The following is a 16,033-nucleotide window of genomic DNA, read 5'->3' as shown; positions in this document are numbered from 1 at the left end:
TGTGGCGCCGCGTCAGACGGTCTGGCCGGAGGAGTGCTTGGCGGGCTCCTCGTCGAGCGTGCCGAGGCCGAGTTCGCGGCGCAGTTCGGTGATCTGGTCCATGCCCAGGTGGTCGGTGGCGGTGCGCAGCTCGCGGCGGAGCGTCGCGTCGTCCTTGGAGTCGGCGGCGGCCCGGAAGTGCTGGCCGGCCACCTTGATCTCGGCCGCCAGGTCGTTCGCCGCGCCCTGCTGGGCGGGGTTCCACTTCGCGCTCGTCAGCCTGCCGGTCAGCTCCGTGGAGGCGGTGGCCATGCTGCGGGCCCAGGCGCGGTAGGCCGCCGGGTCGTCCTCGATCTCGATGTCCTCGTCCGGGGCGGCGTTCAGGGCCCGGTCGTACGGGTTCGCGGCGTCCAGCAGCTGCTTCTGGTCGGGCGTCAGCTTGCTCAGGTCGGTGCGGAACGAGCCGGTGAGCAGCGACTTGTCGGTGTTCGCGAGGAAGCAGACGATGCGTCGGCCGGTGGTCCGCTTCCAGGAGATCCGCTCCGGGTAGAAGTACTTGTACCCGACCTCCTCCGGGAGCGACCAGGTGTCGAGCACGTAGCTGTCCAGGTGGTCGAGGCACTGCCGGTCGGCCTCGGCCCGCAGCACGGCGTCGCCCGGGTAGTCGGCGCCGGCCTCCGCGGCCTGACCGGTCCAGAAGACCTCGCCGTCGTGCTTGACGGCGCAGTCGACCACCTTGGGACGGAGCGGCTGGCTGTCGTCGAAGCACTGGCCGACCATCAGCACGAACGGCGAGTTGAGCGGCTCGCTGCCGCTGCCGCCGGCCGAAGTGTGGGTACTGGTCGAGTTCGGCGAGTCGTAGCCGTCGTCGTACTCGTAGTCGCCGCTGAAGTCGCCGAAGGCGAGGAACAGCGCCATCACCAGCAGCCAGATGGAGCCGGTCACGATGCCGACGACGGCGAGCGCCTTGCCGCGCTCGCCGGTGCGCTTGATCTGCTTCAGCGCGCCGATGCCCAGGCCGATCGCGATGAAGCCCACGCAGCAGATCAGACCGGTCACCAGGGAGGCGATCGCCAGCCCGTTGGTGTAGAGCGAGCGCGGCGCCTGCGGACCGGCCGGGTAGCCGGGGTAGCCGGGCTGCGCGGGGAACCCGGGCTGGGCACCCCAGCCCGGGGCGCCCGGCGCTCCGGCGGCCGGCGGGGGCAACGCGCCGCTCCCCCACGGCTGTTGGGTGCCGGCGACGGCCCACGGGTTGGGGCCGGGCACGGGCCCCGGGGCGGCGGCCACGGGCGACGGGGCGGCGACGGCCCACGGGTTGGCAGGCTCCTGCGACACGGGCCGGTCCGACGGAGCAGGCGGCGCCGGAGCCTCGGTCGCGTCCGGCCGCACGAACGGCGCGGCCCCGGCAGGTTCGGCATGCGCGGACTCGGGGCCCTTCGCCGGCAGCCGGCTCGGCCCGGGCCGGTCCTCCGGATCAGCGGGCTCGGGGCGCTTCTCCAGGGAGTGGCTCGGCCCGGGCCGGTCCTGCGGAGCCGCCGGAGCCGGGGTCCCGGTGGCGTCCGGCCGTGCGAACGGGGTGGACGCGTCGGGCTCGGCGGCGGGAGCCGCGGGGGCCACGGCCTCGGCGGCAGCAGGCTCGGGGCGCTTCTCCAGGGAGTGGCTCGGGCGGGGCTCGGCCGCCCCGGTTTCCGGGTGGTCCTCCCCGGAGCGTTCCTGCTCGAACGACATGGGTGGTTCCCCCCTGGGAGTGAATCAAGTTCGGCGGCTGCGCGAATATAGCGGACCGGCCCGCCGGTCTCCCAACGAGTTCCCCCACCATCGCCATGCACCATGCACATGGCGATTGCATGCAATGCATGCAGAGACGTACGCTGCTGCCGTGCAGACCGAGAGCACCCGCCGACGCCTGCGGGAACTGATCCTGGACGGCAGCTACCCGGCGGGGTCCCGGCTGGCCGAGGTGGAGGTCGCCGAGACCCTCGGCGTGAGCCGCACCCCGGTCCGCGAGGCGTTCCGGGCCCTGACCGCGGACGGCCTGCTGTCGACGGCCGGGCGCGGCGTGCAGGTGGTGCGGCTGGCGGCGGAGGAGCTCGCGCAGGTCTACCGGGTGCGGGCGGCGCTGGAGGCGCTGACCGCCGAGCTGGCGGCCGAGCGGCAGCGCGCCGGACGGCTCGCCCCGGCCGAGCTGGCGGACGTGGCGGAACTCGCGGACCGCACCCACCGGGCCACCGCCGACGGCCGGTTGACCGAGGGGGTTCGGCTGAACCGGGAGTTCCACCGCCGGGTCGCCGAACTGGCGGCGAACCCGGTGGCGCTGCACACCCTGGACCGGCTGTGGGACCAGATCCAGGTCTCCACCCTGCGGTCGCTGCGCGCCCCCGACCGCACCGACCTGGTGGACGCCCAGCACCGCGAGCTGCTCGCCGCGATCACCGCCGGCGACCCGGCGGCCGCCGCGGACGCCGCCCGCCGGCACGTCCTGGACACCTGTGCGGCCGACCGACTGACCGACTGACCGACTGACCGACTGAGGAGTGAACCGATGGCGCTCGACCACCACTACGCGATCCGGGTCGACTGGACGGGCAACCTCGGCACGGGGACGGACCACTACCGGTCGTACTCCCGCGCCCACGAGGTGTCCGCCGAGGGCCTGCCGAGCATCCTGGGCAGCTCCGACCCGACCTTCCGCGGCGACCGCACCCGGTGGAACCCGGAGCAGCTGCTGCTGACCGCGCTCGCCCAGTGCCACATGCTGTCGTACCTGCACCACTGCGCGGTGAACGGCGTGGTGGTGCTCGGCTACACCGACGAGGCGGAGGGCTTCATGCGGACCTCCGGCAACGGCGGGAGCTTCACCGAGGCGGTGCTCCGGCCGCGGGTGGAGATCGCCGAGGAGGCGATGCGCGAGCAGGCCCTCGCCCTGCACGGGCCGGCCGGCCGGGACTGCTTCATCGCCTCCTCGGTGAACTTCCCGGTCCGCCACGAGCCGGTGGTGACGGTGCGCACCGACGCCTGACGGACCGTCGGGAACGGTGCCGGAGGCGTCAGCCGAGGTCGCGGCGGCGCAGCCCGGCGAGGCCGGCGGCGGCGGTGAGCGCGGTCAGCGCGGTGAGCCTGACCAGCGGCGCTGCCTCGACCTGCCCGCCGGGCAGGTGCGGCAGGTGGCTGAACGGGGACAGGTCGAGCACCCACTGGTCGAGCTGCAGGATCGGGCCGAGCCAGGCGACCAGCACGAACACGGCGAAGCCCGCCCAGCCGGCCGCCGCCCAGCGCGGCAGCAGGCCGTAGACGGCCAGTGCCACCGCGGCGGTCAGCCACACCGCCGGGAGCTGGACCAGGGTCGCGCCGAGCATCCGGCCCACCGCGGGGCCGGTCCCGTCGCCGAGCGCGGCGCCCTCGGCCAGTCCGGCGCCCACCCCGGCGGCGGCCAGCAGCACGGCGCTGCCCAGCAGCGGGAACAGCAGGTGTCCGGCGGCCCAGCCGAGCCGCGAGACGGCGCCGGCCAGCACCGGTTCGGCCCGACCGCCGCTCTCCTCGGCGCGCAGCCGCAGCACCGTCTGCACCGCGTACACGGCGGCGGTCATCCCGAACACCGAGGCGACGGTGGAGAGGTAGGCGTCCAGCACGCCCTGCTGCCCGCCCAGCCTGGCCATCAGGTCGGTCATCTGCCGGTTGTCGCCGACCAGGTCCACCACGCCCTTGGCGACGCCGCCGAACACCGCGCCGCCCGCGGCGAAGGCGAGCGTCCAGCCGAGCAGCGGTCCGCGCTGCAGGCGGCGGGCCAGCGCGGCGGCGCCGGCGAAGCCCGGCGCGGCCGTCGCGGGGCCGGGGCGCTGCGGGAGCAGTCCGGCGCCCAGGTCGCGGCGCTCGACCAGGGCGCGGGCCAGCAGGATGAGCAGCGCCGCCCCGGCCAGCGGCAGCGCGAGCACCCACCAGCGGTTCCCGGCGAACGCCCGCACCTGCTCGGACCAGCCGATCGGCGACAGCCAACTCACCCAGGCCGCGCCGTCGCCGGAGTCGCCGACCGCGCGCAGTACGAACGCGGCGCCGATCGCCGCGCCCGCCAGGCCGTTCGCGGCCCGCGCGGTCCCGGCGAGCTGCGCGGCGACCGCGGCCAGCGCGGCGAAGCACAGGCCGGTCGCGCCCAGGGCCAGGCCGAACGCCACGGCCCCCGCGGTGGCCTGACCCGCCGCCAGCAGCGCGGCGGCGACCAGGGCGGCCAGTGCCGCGTTCGCGGTGAGCGCGGCGGCGAGCGCGGCCGTCAGCGGGGCGCGGCGGCCGACCGCGCCCGCGCCGATCAGCTCCAGCCGGCCGTCCTCCTCCTCGGCGCGGGTGTGCCGGACCACCAGCAGCGTCGACATCAGCCCGGCCAGCACCGTCCCGAAGACGCCCATCCGCCAGGCGGTCAGACCGCCGAGGGTGGAGCCGTCGAAGATCGGGCCGTACAGGGCGCGCAGCGAGCCGTTGCCGTCGATGCCCGCGGCGAACGTCCGGCGGGCGGCCTCGTCGCCGTACAGCTTGCGGAAGGAGAAGGCGGTGGAGGCGACCATGCCGGTGCCGACGTACACCCACACCGGGAGGGCGATCCGGTCGCGGCGCAGTGCGAGCCGGTAGAGGGTGCCGGTGCCGGTCAGCGCGTAGCCGCTCATCGGACGGCCACCGGTGACGGTTCGTCGGTGCCGTGCTCGCCGGGGCCGCTCTCGTAGTGCCGCAGGAACAGCTCCTCCAGCGTGGGCGGGCGGCTGGTCAGGGTGCGCACGCCGGCGGCGTTGAGTTCGGTGAGCAGGTCGCCGAGCCGGTCGGTGTCGACCTGGCAGCGCAGCCGGTGGCCGTCGACGGTCAGGTCGTGCACGTAGGCGGGGCGCGGCGGCGGGCCGGTGAGTTCCGCGTCGATCGCGGTGCGGGTGAGGTGCCGCAGGTCGGCGAGGGTGCCGGTCTCCACGGTGCGGCCGGCCCGGATGATCGACACCCGGTCGCACAACGCCTCGACCTCGGACAGGATGTGACTGGACAGCAGCACCGTGGCGCCCCGGTCGCGGGCCTCGGCGACGCACTCCCGGAAGACCTCCTCCATCAGCGGGTCCAGTCCCGAGGTCGGCTCGTCCAGGATCAGCAGGTCGACGTCGGAGGCGAACGCCGCGACGAGTGCGACCTTCTGCCGGTTGCCCTTCGAGTAGCTGCGGCCCTTCTTGGTCGGGTCCAGCTCGAATCGCTCCAGCAGCGCGGCCCGGCGGGCGGGGTCGAGCCCGCCGCGCAGCCGGGCCAGCAGGTCGATGGCCTCCCCGCCGGAGAGGTTCCGCCACAGCGTCACGTCACCGGGCACGTAGGCGAGGCGGCGGTGCAGCGGCACCGCGTCGTGCCAGGGGTCGCCGCCGAGCAGGGTGACGGCGCCGGAGTCGGCGCGCAGCAGGCCGAGCAGCACGCGGATGGTGGTGGACTTGCCGGAGCCGTTGGGCCCCAGGAACCCGTGGACCTCGCCCTGCTCGACCGTCAGGTCCAAGCCGTCCAGGGCGCGGGTGCGGCCGAAGGTCTTCACCAGGCCGGACACCGAGATGGCGGTTGTCATGGGAACGACGCTACTCTTGTTTCACAAATCCGTGAAGTTACTGAAGCAGCCGGGTTGTCGGCGCGCGGGGCACGTGAGCGAGGTGGTGGGTGTGGCGGGCGAGCGGGATCAGGCCGTGGTGGGCGAGTTCGTCGAGCGGTTCGCCACGGTGCTGGTGGAGGCCGGGTTCCCGCGGATGCCGGCCCGGGTGTTCAGTGCCCTGCTGACCGCCGACTCGGGGCGGCTGGGCGCCGCCGAACTGGGCGAGCTGCTGCAGGTCTCCCCCGCCGCGGTGTCCGGCGCGGTGCGCTACCTCGCCCAGGTCGAGCTGGTCGGCCGGGAGCGCGAGCCCGGCTCCCGGCGCGAGCGCTACCGCCTCCACGACCACGTCTGGTACGAGGCGACCGCCAACAGCGACCGCACCCTGGTCCGTTGGGAGGCCGGCCTCGCCGAGGGCGTGGAGGCGCTCGGCCCGGACACCCCGGCCGGCCGCCGGCTCGCCGAGTCGCTGGAGTTCTTCGCCTTCCTGCGGGTCGAGCTCGCGCAGATGATGGAGCGCTGGCGCGCCCGGCAGGCCTGACGGCCCGTCAGCCCAGGTAGGCGGGGGCGACGGCGGAGCGGACCAGCCGGGCGGGGGCGCCGGTGCCGTCCGCGGCGACGGTCCACAGGTCGGAGCCGTAGTCGCCGGGGAGCGAGTACATCAGGGTGCGGGCGTCGGACCACAGGGCCTGGTCGTCGATGTTGCGCTGCTCGGCGGTCGGGGTCTCGGCCATGGTGGCCAGGTCCAGCACGTACAGCCGCCACGGCGCGGCCGGGTCGGCGCCCTCGACCCGCTTCTTGTAGGCGATCCGGGTGCCGTCCGGGGAGAGCGACGGGCATTCGACGTTCTGGTGCAGGGTGGTGAGCGTGCGGGCGGGGAGGTCGCCGCGGACCAGGTAGGTCCGGCCGCCGGTGGCGACGGTGGCGTAGAAGGTGCTGTCGTCGGCGAAGGTGACGCCCCAGACGTTGGTGTCGGAGGCCTGCACGGCGCGGCCGTCCCGGATCACCTGGAAGGTCTCCAGGTTGTCGTAGAACTGCCAGGTGCGGGTGTCGACGATGGCGGTACGGGTGGAGAAGTCGGTGCCCGCGTAGGAGTCGCCGCTGACGAACACCGTCCAGGCGGCCAGGTGCCCGGACGGGGCGACCCGGGCCCGGCTGGGGATGCCGGGGGCGGGGAAGCGCTTGACCTCGTGCAGCGAGGAGTCCAGCACCGACGCGTGGTAGGTGTCGTCGAGCGCGCCGTGCTCGGCCTGCAGGCAGACGCCGGTGCCGGCGGCGGCGAAGAAGCGCAGGCACTTCACGCCGGACGCGGTGCGCGGGCCGTCCGGGTCGGCGGCGGGCACGGCGGTGACCTCGTCCCGGTGCGGGCCCCAGGCGAGGTTGCGCATCAGCAGCTGACGGCCCGTCGGGGCGAGGGTGACCGGGCCCTCCTGCACCGGCGGCCCGCCGGCCTGTTCCTGGTCGCGGCGCCCGGACCGGTCGGCGGCGTACCGGACCGCGCCGGTGCCGATGCCGGCCAGCAGCAGCACCGCGATCACCAGCACCAGCAGCTTGCGGCGGACGGACGGGCCGCCGTCCGTCCCGGGCTCGGGCGTCTCGGAGACGGGGTCGACGGTCGCGGGAGCGGTCATGGGAGGAGCCCTCCGGGCGGGAAGTGCGGGCGGGTGGGAAGAGGCGGGCGCGGGCGGGCAGAGGTGGCGGGACGTCAGTCGGCGGCGCGGGCGGGGGCACCCGGGTCGCGGAGCAGGACGGTGGCGGCGACGGCGGCGACCGCGAGGGCGGCGGCGGTCGCGGCCAGCGCGGTGCGGCCGCCCCAGAGGGACCAGGCGGCGCCGAAGGCGAGCGAGCAGGCGAACCGGGCGAGGGCCTGTCCGGTGCCGACCAGGGCCTGGCCGGCGCCCTGCTGGCCGTCGGGGACGGTGGCGGCGGTGGCGGCGGCGAGCACGCCGTCGGTCGCCGCGTAGAAGGTGCCGTGCAGCAGCAGGACGACCACCGCGGCGGCGCCGCCGCGCAGCGGGGAGAGCACCACGGCGTAGCCGCCCAGCAGGACGGCGTGGCCGAGCAGGAACAGCACCCGGCGGCCGATCCGGTCGGCGACCGTGCCGAGCGGGACGGCCAGCAGCAGGAACGCCGCGGCGGTGCCGAGCGGCAGCAGCGGGAACAGGTGCGCGGGCAGGCCGAGTTCGCGCTGCAGCAGCAGGTACAGGAAGGAGTCGCTGACCGTGGTCAGGCCGAGCAGGACGGCGGCCAGGGTGAGCCGGCGCAGTTCGGGCCGGCCGAGCAGGGCGAGCGCGTCGCGCAGGGTCGGCCGGGGGCCGGACGGGGTGTCGGCGGCGGCGCCGGGGCGGGTGATCCGGGCGGGGACGAACAGCACCAGCAGCAGTACGCCGAGCACGGCGACGCAGCCGGAGACCGTGAACACCGCGCTGTAGCTGGTGCGTTCGGCCCGGTCGTCGGCGACCCGGAGGACCGCGAAGGCGAGCAGCGGGCCGATCAGCGCGCCGGTGGTGTCCATCGCGCGGTGCACGCCGAACGCGCGGCCGCGGTGCTCGGGCTCGGTGGCGAGCGAGATCATCGCGTCCCGGGGGGCGGTGCGCAGGCCCTTGCCGGTGCGGTCGATCGCGAGCACGCCGCTGATCAGCGGGAGGGTGTGGACGAACAGCAGCAGCGGCTTGCAGAACGCGGACAGGCCGTAGCCCAGCCCGGCGACCAGCTTGTGGCCGCGTCCGCCGCGGTCGGCGAGGTGGCCGCCGAGCAGCCGGACCAGCGCGCCGACACCGTTGTTGATGCCGTCGAGCAGGCCGAAGCCGAGCGGGGACAGGCCCAGCGCGGCGACCACGTACAGGGGCAGGACCGCGCTGACCATCTCGGAGGAGACGTCGGTGACCAGGCTGACCGCACCCAGGGCGAGCACGGTGCCGGGGACGGCGGCGCGCCGCCCCGGGCGGGTGCCCGGGACGACGGCCGCGGCGCGGTCACTCTTGGTGGAGCGGGCGTCCGCGAGGTACATCAGGCGTCAGTTCCAGATGCCGGTGATGTCGGAGGCGGAGGCGGCGTTGCCGGCGTGGGCGGTCAGGCCCGCCAGGTCCTCCAGGGTGCGCAGCACGTTGTAGTGGTTGTAGGTGGTGGCGGTGCTGGAGCCCGGGATCACGTGCTGGCCGTAGACCAGGGTGGGGATCCGGTTGCCGGACAGCTTGTTGTCCTCGTCGAAGGTGACGACCAGGAGGCTGTTGTGGGTCTGCGCCCAGGTGGCGTACGCGCCCAGGTTGTTCTTGATCCAGGTGTCGCCGGTGCTCACCGAGCAGTCGTGCATGTCGCTGCACAGGTTCGGCACCACGAAGGAGACCTTCGGCAGCGTGGTGTAGTCGGTGGGGAACTGGGCGAAGGTGTACGCGGTGTTGGTCGGCACGTTGGAGAAGCCGAACCACGGGTTGTGCTTCTGCGCGTACTTGCCGCTGGAGCAGACCGTCGAGCCCTGGCTGGGCAGGGTCTCGTTGTAGCTGGCCCAGGTCTTGCCGGCGGCGATCAGCTCGGAGGCCAGGTTGGGCGCGGAGATCGAGCCGACGCCGACGCAGCTGTCGTCCGTGCGGCCCTGGTTGGAGCCGGAGAACAGCATGTAGTAGTTCGGCTCCGACGGGTGGGTCAGGCCGTACGACTGGGTGAGGTTGGCGCCGCCCGCCTTGATGGTGTTGTTCAGGTACGGGGCGCTGAAGCTGCCGACGACCTGGCTGTAGGCGTGGTTCTCCATCACGACCACGATCACGTGGTCGGGGGCCGGCAGGGCGGCGGCCTGCGCGGTGGAGCCGGTGGCGGCCCACAGGCCGAGGGACGCGGCGGTGAGGGCGACGGTGCTGCCGATCGCAGTCAGGCGACGCTTGGCGCGGCTGCCGAGCTGGACGGTCATGACAGTCCTCCGGGGCAAGGAATCTGCGGGACAAGGGTGTTGGAGCGCCGGAAACCCTAGGGCCGGGCGGTGGCCGTCGAAGCTTTTGACAGGTGAAGACCAAGCGAACGGTTGGCTGTGCAACTTGGACCGTCGACGCTTTTCGGCCAGCGGAGCGGTGCGTCTCACACCTGTCCCGATTGACCCGGCTCGGACCGACATGGTGGGATCCTGAGGGCCCGGCGCGCACGACCGGCGCAGGCGGACAGCGGACGGGAGGGCCGGGCGTGGCGGGCGGATCCGACGCGCTGTCACCCGCCGCCCGGGTGGTGCTCGGCGTCGGTCTGCGACGCGGCGCCCCGGCCGCCGAACTGCTCCGCACCGCGGACGCGGCGCTCACCGCACTCGGCCTCGACCGCACCCGGGTGGCCCTGCTCGCCACCCTGGACGCCAAGCTGTTCGAGCCCGGACTACGGGCCGCCGCACAGGAGTTGGACGTGCCGCTGGTCGGCCATCCGGCCGCCGGGCTGGCCGCCGTCGAGGTCCCGACCCGGTCCGCCCGGGTGGCCGCCGCGGTCGGCACCCCGAGCGTCGCCGAGGCCGCCGCGCTGGCCTCGGCCGGCCCCGGCGGACGGCTGCTGGCGCCCCGGACGGCCTCGGCCTCGGCCACCGTCGCGGTCGCGGCGCTCGCGCACCAGCCCCAGGAGGACAACAGGTGAACCAGGAGCCCGATCTGCGCCATCACGGCGACGCCGAGGTCCGCTCCGCCGGGCTGGTCGACCTCGCGGTGAACGTCCGCACCGGCACCCCGCCCGACTGGCTGCGCACCCGCCTCGCCGCCACCCTCGACTCGCTCGCCGCCTACCCCGACGGCGCCGCCGCCCGCGCCGCCGTCGCCGCCCGGCACGGCCGGCCGGCCGCGGAGGTGCTGCTGACCTCCGGCGCCGCCGAGGCGTTCGTGCTGCTCGCCCGGGTCCTGCGGCCGCGCCACGCGGTGGTGGTGCACCCGCAGTTCACCGAACCGGAGGCGGCGCTGCGGGACGCCGGGCACACCGTCCACCGGGTGCTGCTGACACCTGATCAGGGCTTCCGGCTGCGGGCCGCGGACGTCCCCGCCGAGGCCGACCTGGTGGTGGTGGGAAACCCCACCAACCCCACCTCCGTCCTCCACCCGGCCGCCGAGCTGGCCGAGCTGGCCCGGCCCGGCCGCACCCTGGTGGTCGACGAGGCGTTCATCGACACCGACCCCGGCGAGACCCAGACCCTGGCCGGGGCCCGCGAGCTGCCCGGCCGGGTGGTGGTGCTGCGCAGCCTCACCAAGACCTGGGGCCTGGCCGGCCTGCGGATCGGCTACCTGCTCGCACCCGCCCCGCTGGTCGCCGAACTCTCCGCCGCCCAGCCGCTCTGGCCGGTCTCCACGCCCGCCCTGACCGCCGCCGAACTCTGCTCCGCCCCGGCGGCGCTGGCCGAGGCGGAGGCCGCCGCCCGGACCACCGCCGAGCACCGCGAGCACCTGCTCAAGGGCCTGGCCCAGTTGCCCGCGGTACGCGTCCACGGCGAGCCCGCCGCGTCCTTCGTGCTGATCGAACTGCCCGGCGCCGCCGCCGTCCGCGACCGGTTGCGCACCGCCGGCTTCGCCGTCCGCCGCGGCGACACCTTCCCCGGCCTCGGACCCGACTGGCTGCGCCTGGCCGTCCGGGACCCGGCGACCACCGACCGCTTCCTCGCGGCGCTCGCCGCGGCGCTCTGAGGAGCCGTCAGGCCGGATCCCCGTGCACGGTGACCCGGTCGCCGACCTCGACCGTGCCCGGGGTGAGGATCTGGGCGTAGACGCCGAGGCAGGGCAGCGGGTCCATGCCGGCGAGCGGGCGGACCCGGTTCAGGCGGGCGGGGCGGCGCAGCGCCTCGGGGTCGGCGGGGAAGTCGCCGTGGGCGAGGGTGGGGACGGCGCAGCGGGGCGTCGCGGCGATGAGGCGCAGCCGCAGGTCGGGGCCGATGTGCAGGTCGCGGCCGACCCAGCCGTTCTCGGCGAAGGGTTCGGTGTCGCCGTCCAGCACCAGGTTGGGGCGGTAGCGGGCGGCGGGGGCGCCGGCCAGGGTCGCGGTGGTGACCAGGTGCAGCGGGGCGAAGTCGAAGAAGCTGCCGGGCGCCGCGGCGCGGCCGAACTCCTGGACGGTGTACTCCACTTCGGCGTCGATCCCGGCGGCCAGCACCTGTTCCGGGACGGACCTGCGCAGGGTCGCGCCGGGCGGCGGCTGCTCGATCAGCCGGACCGGCCGCTCCAGCAGGGCGCCGAGCGCGGCCTCGTCGAGTTCGGCGCCGTCGGGGCCGGTGATCCGCACCCCGTCGTCCTTGCTCTCGGCCCGCAGCGTCAGCAGCCGCCGCCAGCTGCGCGGTTCCTTGGCGCTGGCGATCCGGCCGGTGGTCAGGTCGAGCAGGGCGCGGCGGCGGTCACCGTCCAGGCCGTGGACGTCGATCCTGGCCCGCGGGACCTCCTCGCCGAGCAGCGACTTCACGGGGTGGCGGTGCAGTGCGGCGACTCTCAACTCTCGATCCTTCCGGCCCAGTAGGTGAGTGCGGCGAAGTCGGCGGGCCGCAGCCCGTACCGGTGGTCGACGGTCAGGGTCAGCGCCGGGGCGGGGTGGTGGGCGGCGATCCACTCGGTGTCCCGCGGTTCGATCTCGTCGTCGACCCAGGCGAACGGCCGCCCGGCGGCCTGCGCGACCAGGTGGCGGGTCTTCCAGTGCAGCCCGTCCGGGTCGCCCTGGTGCATCGACGGCCAGTCCACGTACGGCAGTTCGGGCAGCCCGAGGAGCGGCGCCAGGTGCTCGTTCGCCTCGTCCTTCCAGGTGGTCGCCCAGACCAGCTCGTACGGCAGGGCCAGCAGCGCGGGCCCGTGCCCGGGGTGCAGCCAGACCCGCAGCGGCTTCGGGTTGCGCACGCCCGCCGCGCGCTGCCGCTCCCGCCAGGTGCGCGAGTCGACGCGGTGGGTCAGGTAGCCCTCGGGGCGGCGGTACGGGCTGCCGACGTACGGGGCGAGCGGGCCGTCGACGTCCAGCATCAGCAGCGGACGGGCCGTCATGGGGCGCTCCCTCCGGTGGTGCGGCGATGCTGCCGGATTCTCACCGACCGACGGCCCGGGCCGCCAGTGGGTTTCCGCGCTCAGGCCGGGTGGGCGGCGCGCCAGGCACGGGCGGCGGCGATCCGGCGACCGCCGCTGGGGTGGGTGGCGAGCAGCAGCTCCAGGGCCCGCGGCGGGTACGGGTCGGAGACGTTGGCGACCGCGAGACGGCGCTGCATGGCGACGAACTGCTCCGCGTCGCCGGTCAGTTCGAGGACGTGGCGGTCGGCGCGGGCCTCGATCCGGCGGCTGACGGCGCACTGCGCGGGCACGCTCGCCGCACCGAGCAGGGCGGCCAGGGCAGCCAGCAGCGGCAGCGAGCGCGGATCCTGCGCGTTCGCCGCACCGGCCGCGTCCAGCAGCGGCCGCCAGGACAGCAGCGCGGCGAGCACCGGCACCACCACGGCGGCGCCGAGCGCGCCGAGCACGGTGCCGGTGGCCACGTCCCGGTGCTTGACGTGGCCGAGTTCGTGGGCGGCGACCAGTTCGATCTCGCGCTGCTCGGCGGTGGACAGCAGGGTGTCGTAGACCACGATCCGCCGGGACGGGCCGAAGCCGGAGACGTACGCGTTCAGCGCGGTGGTGCGGCGGGAGGCGTCGGCGACCAGCACCTCGCGCACCGGGATTCCGTCGCGGCGGGCCAACTCCAGAAGCTCGCTGCGCAGTTCGCCGTCCGGCAGCGGCGAGAACCGGTTGAACAGCGGCTCGAACACCAGCGGGTGCAGGAAGGACAGCGCGACCGTCAGCAGCGCCGCCGCGACCGCGCCCGGCACCCACCAGCGGCCCGGCGACCACCCGATCAGCGCGTACAGGCCGAGCGCCGCCGGCAGGAACAGCGCCAGCGTGACGGCGGTGCCCCGGGCGGCGTCCACCGCCCAGCCGGCCCAGCCCTGGGTGACCAGGCCGAACCCGGACCGCGCCACTCGGACCCGGGCCGAGAACGGCAGCGTCAGCACCCGGCCCAGCAGCACCAGCACCGCCGCCCCGGCCAGCACCTGGGCCGCCCAACTGCCGCCGAACCAGCCGCCGACCGCCGTCACCAGACCCGCCCCGGCGGCGGTGAAGCCGAGCACCGCCGTGAGCGCCAGCGAGGCCAGCTGCCCGCCCAGCGCCCACGGCAGTTGGGCCCGGCGCAACGCGCGGCCGCGGGCCACTTCCTCCGGAGTGAAGTCGGCGTCGACGGACGCGGTGTCGGTCATGCCCCCAGGGTAGGGCCCCGGGCGCTCACCGCACCGGCTCCCGCTCCACCGCGCCGGTCACCACGCCGTGGCGCGCAGCGCGGCCGTGAACCAGGCCAGGACCGGCGCCGGCACCGGCGGTTCGGGCCAGCCGTTGATCCGCGCCGGCAGGCCCCGGTACTGCTCCCCCAGGCGGCGCAGGATCCAGCCGCGCGGCTCTGCGTCGTCCGGCCGCCCGATGGTCTCGGCGTAACGGGCCGTCAGCCCGTCGCCGTCCGTGCCCGTCACCCTCCGGTCTCCCCGGGCCGGAGGGTCGAGCCGGAAACCTCCGCGGCCGCTCGGCGGGGTCGGCCTACCATGGCGGGATGTTCGAGGAGGACCTGCGGGTCGCACTGGAGTTCCGCCGTCGCTTCGCCCGCCGGCAGGCCGCCGAGGTGGTCGACGTACCGGGCGGGTTCGGGGTGCTGAGCGAGCGGTTCGAGTATTCGCACGAGCACAACCAGCTGCTGCTGGACGCACCGCCGAGCGGGGTGGACGTGGCGGGGCTGGCCGAGCAGGTGCTGGGGCATCTGCGGCACCGGCGGATCTCGGTGTTCGACGACGCCTCGGGGGCGGCGCTCGCGCCGGGCCTGGTGGCGGCGGGGTACCGGCACGAGGCCGAGGTGGTGATGGTGCACCGGGGCCCGGTGCCGGCCGGCGGCGGCGCGGCGGAGGTCGAACTGGCGGAACTGGCCCCCGCGTTGGAGCGGCAGTGGCGCAGCTGGCTGCCGTGGGCGTCCGAGGAGTCGATCGCCCAGCTGGTGAACCGCCGCACCGCCCGGGTGGCGGGCGCGGAGCGGGTGCTGACGCTGGCGGCCCGGGACGCCGACGGCGAGATCGGGTCCTGGGCGGACCTGTACCAGGACGCCGCGGGCACCGCGCAGATCGAGGACCTCGCCACCGCCGAGGACCGGCAGCGCCGCGGCCTGGCCGACGCGGTGCTCGCCACCGCGCTGCGGCTGGCCGCGGAACGCGCGCCGCGGGGGCTGCGCTTCCTGGTGGCGGACGCCGAGGACTGGCCCCAGCAGTGGTACGCCCGGCGGGGGTTCGTGGCGGTCGGGCGCACCCACGGCTTCGTCCGGATGTGAGGCGTACGACACACCGGCGTGACCTGGCGGAAACCTCCGAAAAAGCGGCAGCGCCCGCCGGATCCCCCTTCCGGGGGCTCGGCGGGCGCTGCGCTCGGCTTCGGCGGATCAGACCTGGCCGGCCTTCTCCAGGGCCTCGCAGCAGGTGTTGACCAGCAGGCGGGTCACCACGTACGGGTCGACGTTCGCGTTCGGGCGACGGTCCTCGATGTAGCCCTTCTGCTCCACCTCGACCTGCCACGGGATGCGGACCGAGGCGCCGCGGTTGGACACGCCGTAGGAGTAGACGTTCCACGGGGCGGTCTCGTGCTTGCCGGTCAGGCGGGACTGGATGTCGTCACCGTACTGGTTGACGTGCTCCATGACCTTCTCCTGGGAGGCGCCGAGCGACTCGCAGGCGGTGATGATGGCGTCGTAGCCCTCGCGCATCGCCTTGGTGGAGAAGTTGGTGTGCGCGCCCGCGCCGTTCCAGTCGCCCCGCGCCGGCTTGGCGTCCAGGGTGGCGTCGATGCCGAACTCCTCGGCGGTGCGGTAGAGCAGGTAGCGGGCGATCCACAGGTCGTCCGAGACGGTCAGCGCGTCGACCGGGCCGATCTGGAACTCCCACTGGCCGGGCATGACCTCGGCGTTGATGCCGCAGATCGCCAGGCCGGCGTCGATGCAGCGGTCCAGGTGCAGCTCGACGATCTCGCGGCCGAAGACCTCCTCGGCACCCACGCCGCAGTAGTAGCCGCCCTGCGGGGCCGGGTAGCCGCCCTCGGGGAAGCCGAGCGGGCGGGAGCCCTTGAAGAAGGTGTACTCCTGCTCAATGCCGAAGATCGACTCCTGAGCGGCGTACTTCTCGGCGACCTCGCGCAGCGCGGCACGGGTGTTGGTCTCGTGCGGGGTGCCGTCGATCTCCAGCACCTCGCACAGCACCAGGATGTTGTCACCGCCGCGGATCGGGTCCTTGACGACCTTCACCGGCTCGAGCACCCGGTCCGAGGCGTGGCCCTCGGCCTGGTTGGTCGACGAGCCGTCGAAGCCCCAGGTGGGGATCTTGTCCGCGTTCGGCAGCACCCGAGTCTTGGAACGGAGCTTCGCGGTCGGCTTGGTGCCGTCGATCCAGATGTACTCGGCCTTGATTGCCATTGCGGTGAACCTCACTGCTTGGGTGGT

17 protein-coding genes are annotated in these 16,033 nt (G+C 74.9%); 6 read left to right on the top strand and 11 right to left on the bottom strand.

The features are described 5' to 3' along the window. Nucleotides 1–12: 12 nt before the first annotated feature. Complete coding sequence (locus BX266_RS25560) at nt 13–1,707, bottom strand: DUF4190 domain-containing protein (RefSeq protein WP_099903479.1); 1,695 nt, start codon at nt 1,705–1,707, stop codon at nt 13–15. A gap of 151 nt (nt 1,708–1,858) precedes the next feature. On the opposite strand from BX266_RS25560, the gene BX266_RS25555 reads away from it, so the two are divergent. Further along, the gene (locus tag BX266_RS25555; RefSeq protein WP_099903477.1) at nt 1,859–2,494 is read left to right on the top strand and encodes a GntR family transcriptional regulator; all 636 of its coding nucleotides are present in this window, start codon (nt 1,859–1,861) and stop codon (nt 2,492–2,494) included. Between the two features lie 27 nt (nt 2,495–2,521). After that, nucleotides 2,522–2,998, top strand: coding sequence for an OsmC family protein (locus BX266_RS25550; RefSeq protein ID WP_099903475.1), 477 nt, complete (start codon nt 2,522–2,524; stop codon nt 2,996–2,998). A gap of 28 nt (nt 2,999–3,026) precedes the next feature. Here BX266_RS25550 and BX266_RS25545 read toward each other — a convergent pair whose 3' ends face one another. Both BX266_RS25545 and BX266_RS25540 read right to left on the bottom strand, forming a co-directional pair. Then, nucleotides 3,027–4,631: an ABC transporter permease gene (locus BX266_RS25545; protein ID WP_099903473.1), complete on the bottom strand. Its 1,605-nt coding sequence runs from the start codon at nt 4,629–4,631 to the stop codon at nt 3,027–3,029. Next, the gene (locus BX266_RS25540) at nt 4,628–5,548 is read right to left on the bottom strand and encodes an ABC transporter ATP-binding protein (protein ID WP_099903471.1); all 921 of its coding nucleotides are present in this window, start codon (nt 5,546–5,548) and stop codon (nt 4,628–4,630) included. Before BX266_RS25540 ends, BX266_RS25545 begins: the two co-directional genes overlap by 4 nt. A gap of 91 nt (nt 5,549–5,639) precedes the next feature. Here BX266_RS25540 and BX266_RS25535 point away from each other — a divergent pair, with 91 nt between their 5' ends. Beyond that, on the top strand, nt 5,640–6,107 hold the full coding sequence (locus BX266_RS25535; protein WP_399170439.1) for a GbsR/MarR family transcriptional regulator: 468 nt from the start codon (nt 5,640–5,642) through the stop codon (nt 6,105–6,107). A 7-nt stretch (nt 6,108–6,114) separates the two neighbouring features. Here BX266_RS25535 and BX266_RS25530 read toward each other — a convergent pair whose 3' ends face one another. The 3 genes from BX266_RS25530 to BX266_RS25520 form a co-directional block, all read right to left on the bottom strand. Beyond that, a complete protein-coding gene (locus tag BX266_RS25530; protein WP_259464845.1) occupies nt 6,115–7,197 on the bottom strand; it encodes a TolB-like translocation protein in 1,083 nt (360 codons plus the stop codon). Nucleotides 7,198–7,271: 74 nt separating this feature from the next. After that, complete coding sequence (locus BX266_RS25525; RefSeq protein WP_099903469.1) at nt 7,272–8,576, bottom strand: MFS transporter; 1,305 nt, start codon at nt 8,574–8,576, stop codon at nt 7,272–7,274. A gap of 6 nt (nt 8,577–8,582) precedes the next feature. Further along, nucleotides 8,583–9,470 carry an alkaline phosphatase family protein gene (locus BX266_RS25520; RefSeq protein WP_099903467.1) on the bottom strand — a complete coding sequence of 296 codons (888 nt, stop codon included), beginning with the start codon at nt 9,468–9,470 and terminating at the stop codon, nt 8,583–8,585. A 266-nt stretch (nt 9,471–9,736) separates the two neighbouring features. Between BX266_RS25520 and BX266_RS25515 the strand changes: the two genes are divergently transcribed. Then, the gene (locus BX266_RS25515; protein WP_259464844.1) at nt 9,737–10,168 is read left to right on the top strand and encodes a cobalamin biosynthesis protein; all 432 of its coding nucleotides are present in this window, start codon (nt 9,737–9,739) and stop codon (nt 10,166–10,168) included. Continuing rightward, on the top strand, nt 10,165–11,199 hold the full coding sequence (gene cobC, locus BX266_RS25510; RefSeq protein ID WP_099903465.1) for an Rv2231c family pyridoxal phosphate-dependent protein CobC: 1,035 nt from the start codon (nt 10,165–10,167) through the stop codon (nt 11,197–11,199). Before BX266_RS25515 ends, cobC begins: the two co-directional genes overlap by 4 nt. 7 nt (nt 11,200–11,206) lie before the next feature. Here cobC and BX266_RS25505 read toward each other — a convergent pair whose 3' ends face one another. The 4 genes from BX266_RS25505 to BX266_RS25490 form a co-directional block, all read right to left on the bottom strand. Next, a complete protein-coding gene (locus BX266_RS25505; protein ID WP_099903464.1) occupies nt 11,207–11,995 on the bottom strand; it encodes an MOSC domain-containing protein in 789 nt (262 codons plus the stop codon). Beyond that, nucleotides 11,992–12,531 (bottom strand): hypothetical protein, encoded by a 540-nt coding sequence (locus BX266_RS25500; RefSeq protein ID WP_099903463.1) that lies wholly within the window; start codon nt 12,529–12,531, stop codon nt 11,992–11,994. The genes BX266_RS25505 and BX266_RS25500 overlap by 4 nt, the downstream gene beginning before the upstream one ends. Before the next feature lie 80 nt (nt 12,532–12,611). Beyond that, entirely contained in the window at nt 12,612–13,769 is a 1,158-nt protein-coding gene (locus tag BX266_RS25495) for a M48 family metallopeptidase (RefSeq protein ID WP_099903461.1), read from the bottom strand. Nucleotides 13,770–13,826: 57 nt separating this feature from the next. Next, on the bottom strand, nt 13,827–14,036 hold the full coding sequence (locus BX266_RS25490; RefSeq protein WP_099903459.1) for a hypothetical protein: 210 nt from the start codon (nt 14,034–14,036) through the stop codon (nt 13,827–13,829). Between the two features lie 77 nt (nt 14,037–14,113). On the opposite strand from BX266_RS25490, the gene BX266_RS25485 reads away from it, so the two are divergent. Then, the gene (locus BX266_RS25485; protein WP_099903458.1) at nt 14,114–14,875 is read left to right on the top strand and encodes a GNAT family N-acetyltransferase; all 762 of its coding nucleotides are present in this window, start codon (nt 14,114–14,116) and stop codon (nt 14,873–14,875) included. 108 nt (nt 14,876–14,983) lie between these two features. Here the strand turns inward: BX266_RS25485 and glnII are convergent, their stop codons facing one another. Further along, complete coding sequence (gene glnII, locus BX266_RS25480; protein ID WP_099903456.1) at nt 14,984–16,006, bottom strand: glutamine synthetase; 1,023 nt, start codon at nt 16,004–16,006, stop codon at nt 14,984–14,986. Nucleotides 16,007–16,033 lie beyond the last annotated feature (27 nt).

It is taken from the genome of Streptomyces sp. TLI_171, assembly GCF_003610255.1.
Taxonomy (GTDB): Bacteria; Actinomycetota; Actinomycetes; order Streptomycetales; family Streptomycetaceae; genus Kitasatospora.
Note: the sequence above shows the minus strand (reverse complement) of the source record. Positions and strands in the feature narration are given on the sequence as shown.

Bases quoted from the DNA above. Each gene is read 5' to 3' on its own strand.
- BX266_RS25560 (WP_099903479.1), bottom strand. From the start codon at position 1,707: ATGTCGTTCGAGCAGGAACGCTCCGGGGAGGACCACCCGGAAACCGGG.
- BX266_RS25550 (WP_099903475.1), top strand. From the start codon at position 2,522: ATGGCGCTCGACCACCACTACGCGATCCGGGTCGACTGGACGGGCAAC.
- BX266_RS25545 (WP_099903473.1), bottom strand. From the start codon at position 4,631: ATGAGCGGCTACGCGCTGACCGGCACCGGCACCCTCTACCGGCTCGCA.
- BX266_RS25540 (WP_099903471.1), bottom strand. From the start codon at position 5,548: ATGACAACCGCCATCTCGGTGTCCGGCCTGGTGAAGACCTTCGGCCGC.
- BX266_RS25530 (WP_259464845.1), bottom strand. From the start codon at position 7,197: ATGACCGCTCCCGCGACCGTCGACCCCGTCTCCGAGACGCCCGAGCCC.
- BX266_RS25525 (WP_099903469.1), bottom strand. From the start codon at position 8,576: ATGTACCTCGCGGACGCCCGCTCCACCAAGAGTGACCGCGCCGCGGCC.
- BX266_RS25520 (WP_099903467.1), bottom strand. From the start codon at position 9,470: ATGACCGTCCAGCTCGGCAGCCGCGCCAAGCGTCGCCTGACTGCGATC.
- BX266_RS25500 (WP_099903463.1), bottom strand. From the start codon at position 12,531: ATGACGGCCCGTCCGCTGCTGATGCTGGACGTCGACGGCCCGCTCGCC.
- BX266_RS25495 (WP_099903461.1), bottom strand. From the start codon at position 13,769: ATGACCGACACCGCGTCCGTCGACGCCGACTTCACTCCGGAGGAAGTG.
- BX266_RS25485 (WP_099903458.1), top strand. From the start codon at position 14,114: ATGTTCGAGGAGGACCTGCGGGTCGCACTGGAGTTCCGCCGTCGCTTC.
- glnII (WP_099903456.1), bottom strand. From the start codon at position 16,006: ATGGCAATCAAGGCCGAGTACATCTGGATCGACGGCACCAAGCCGACC.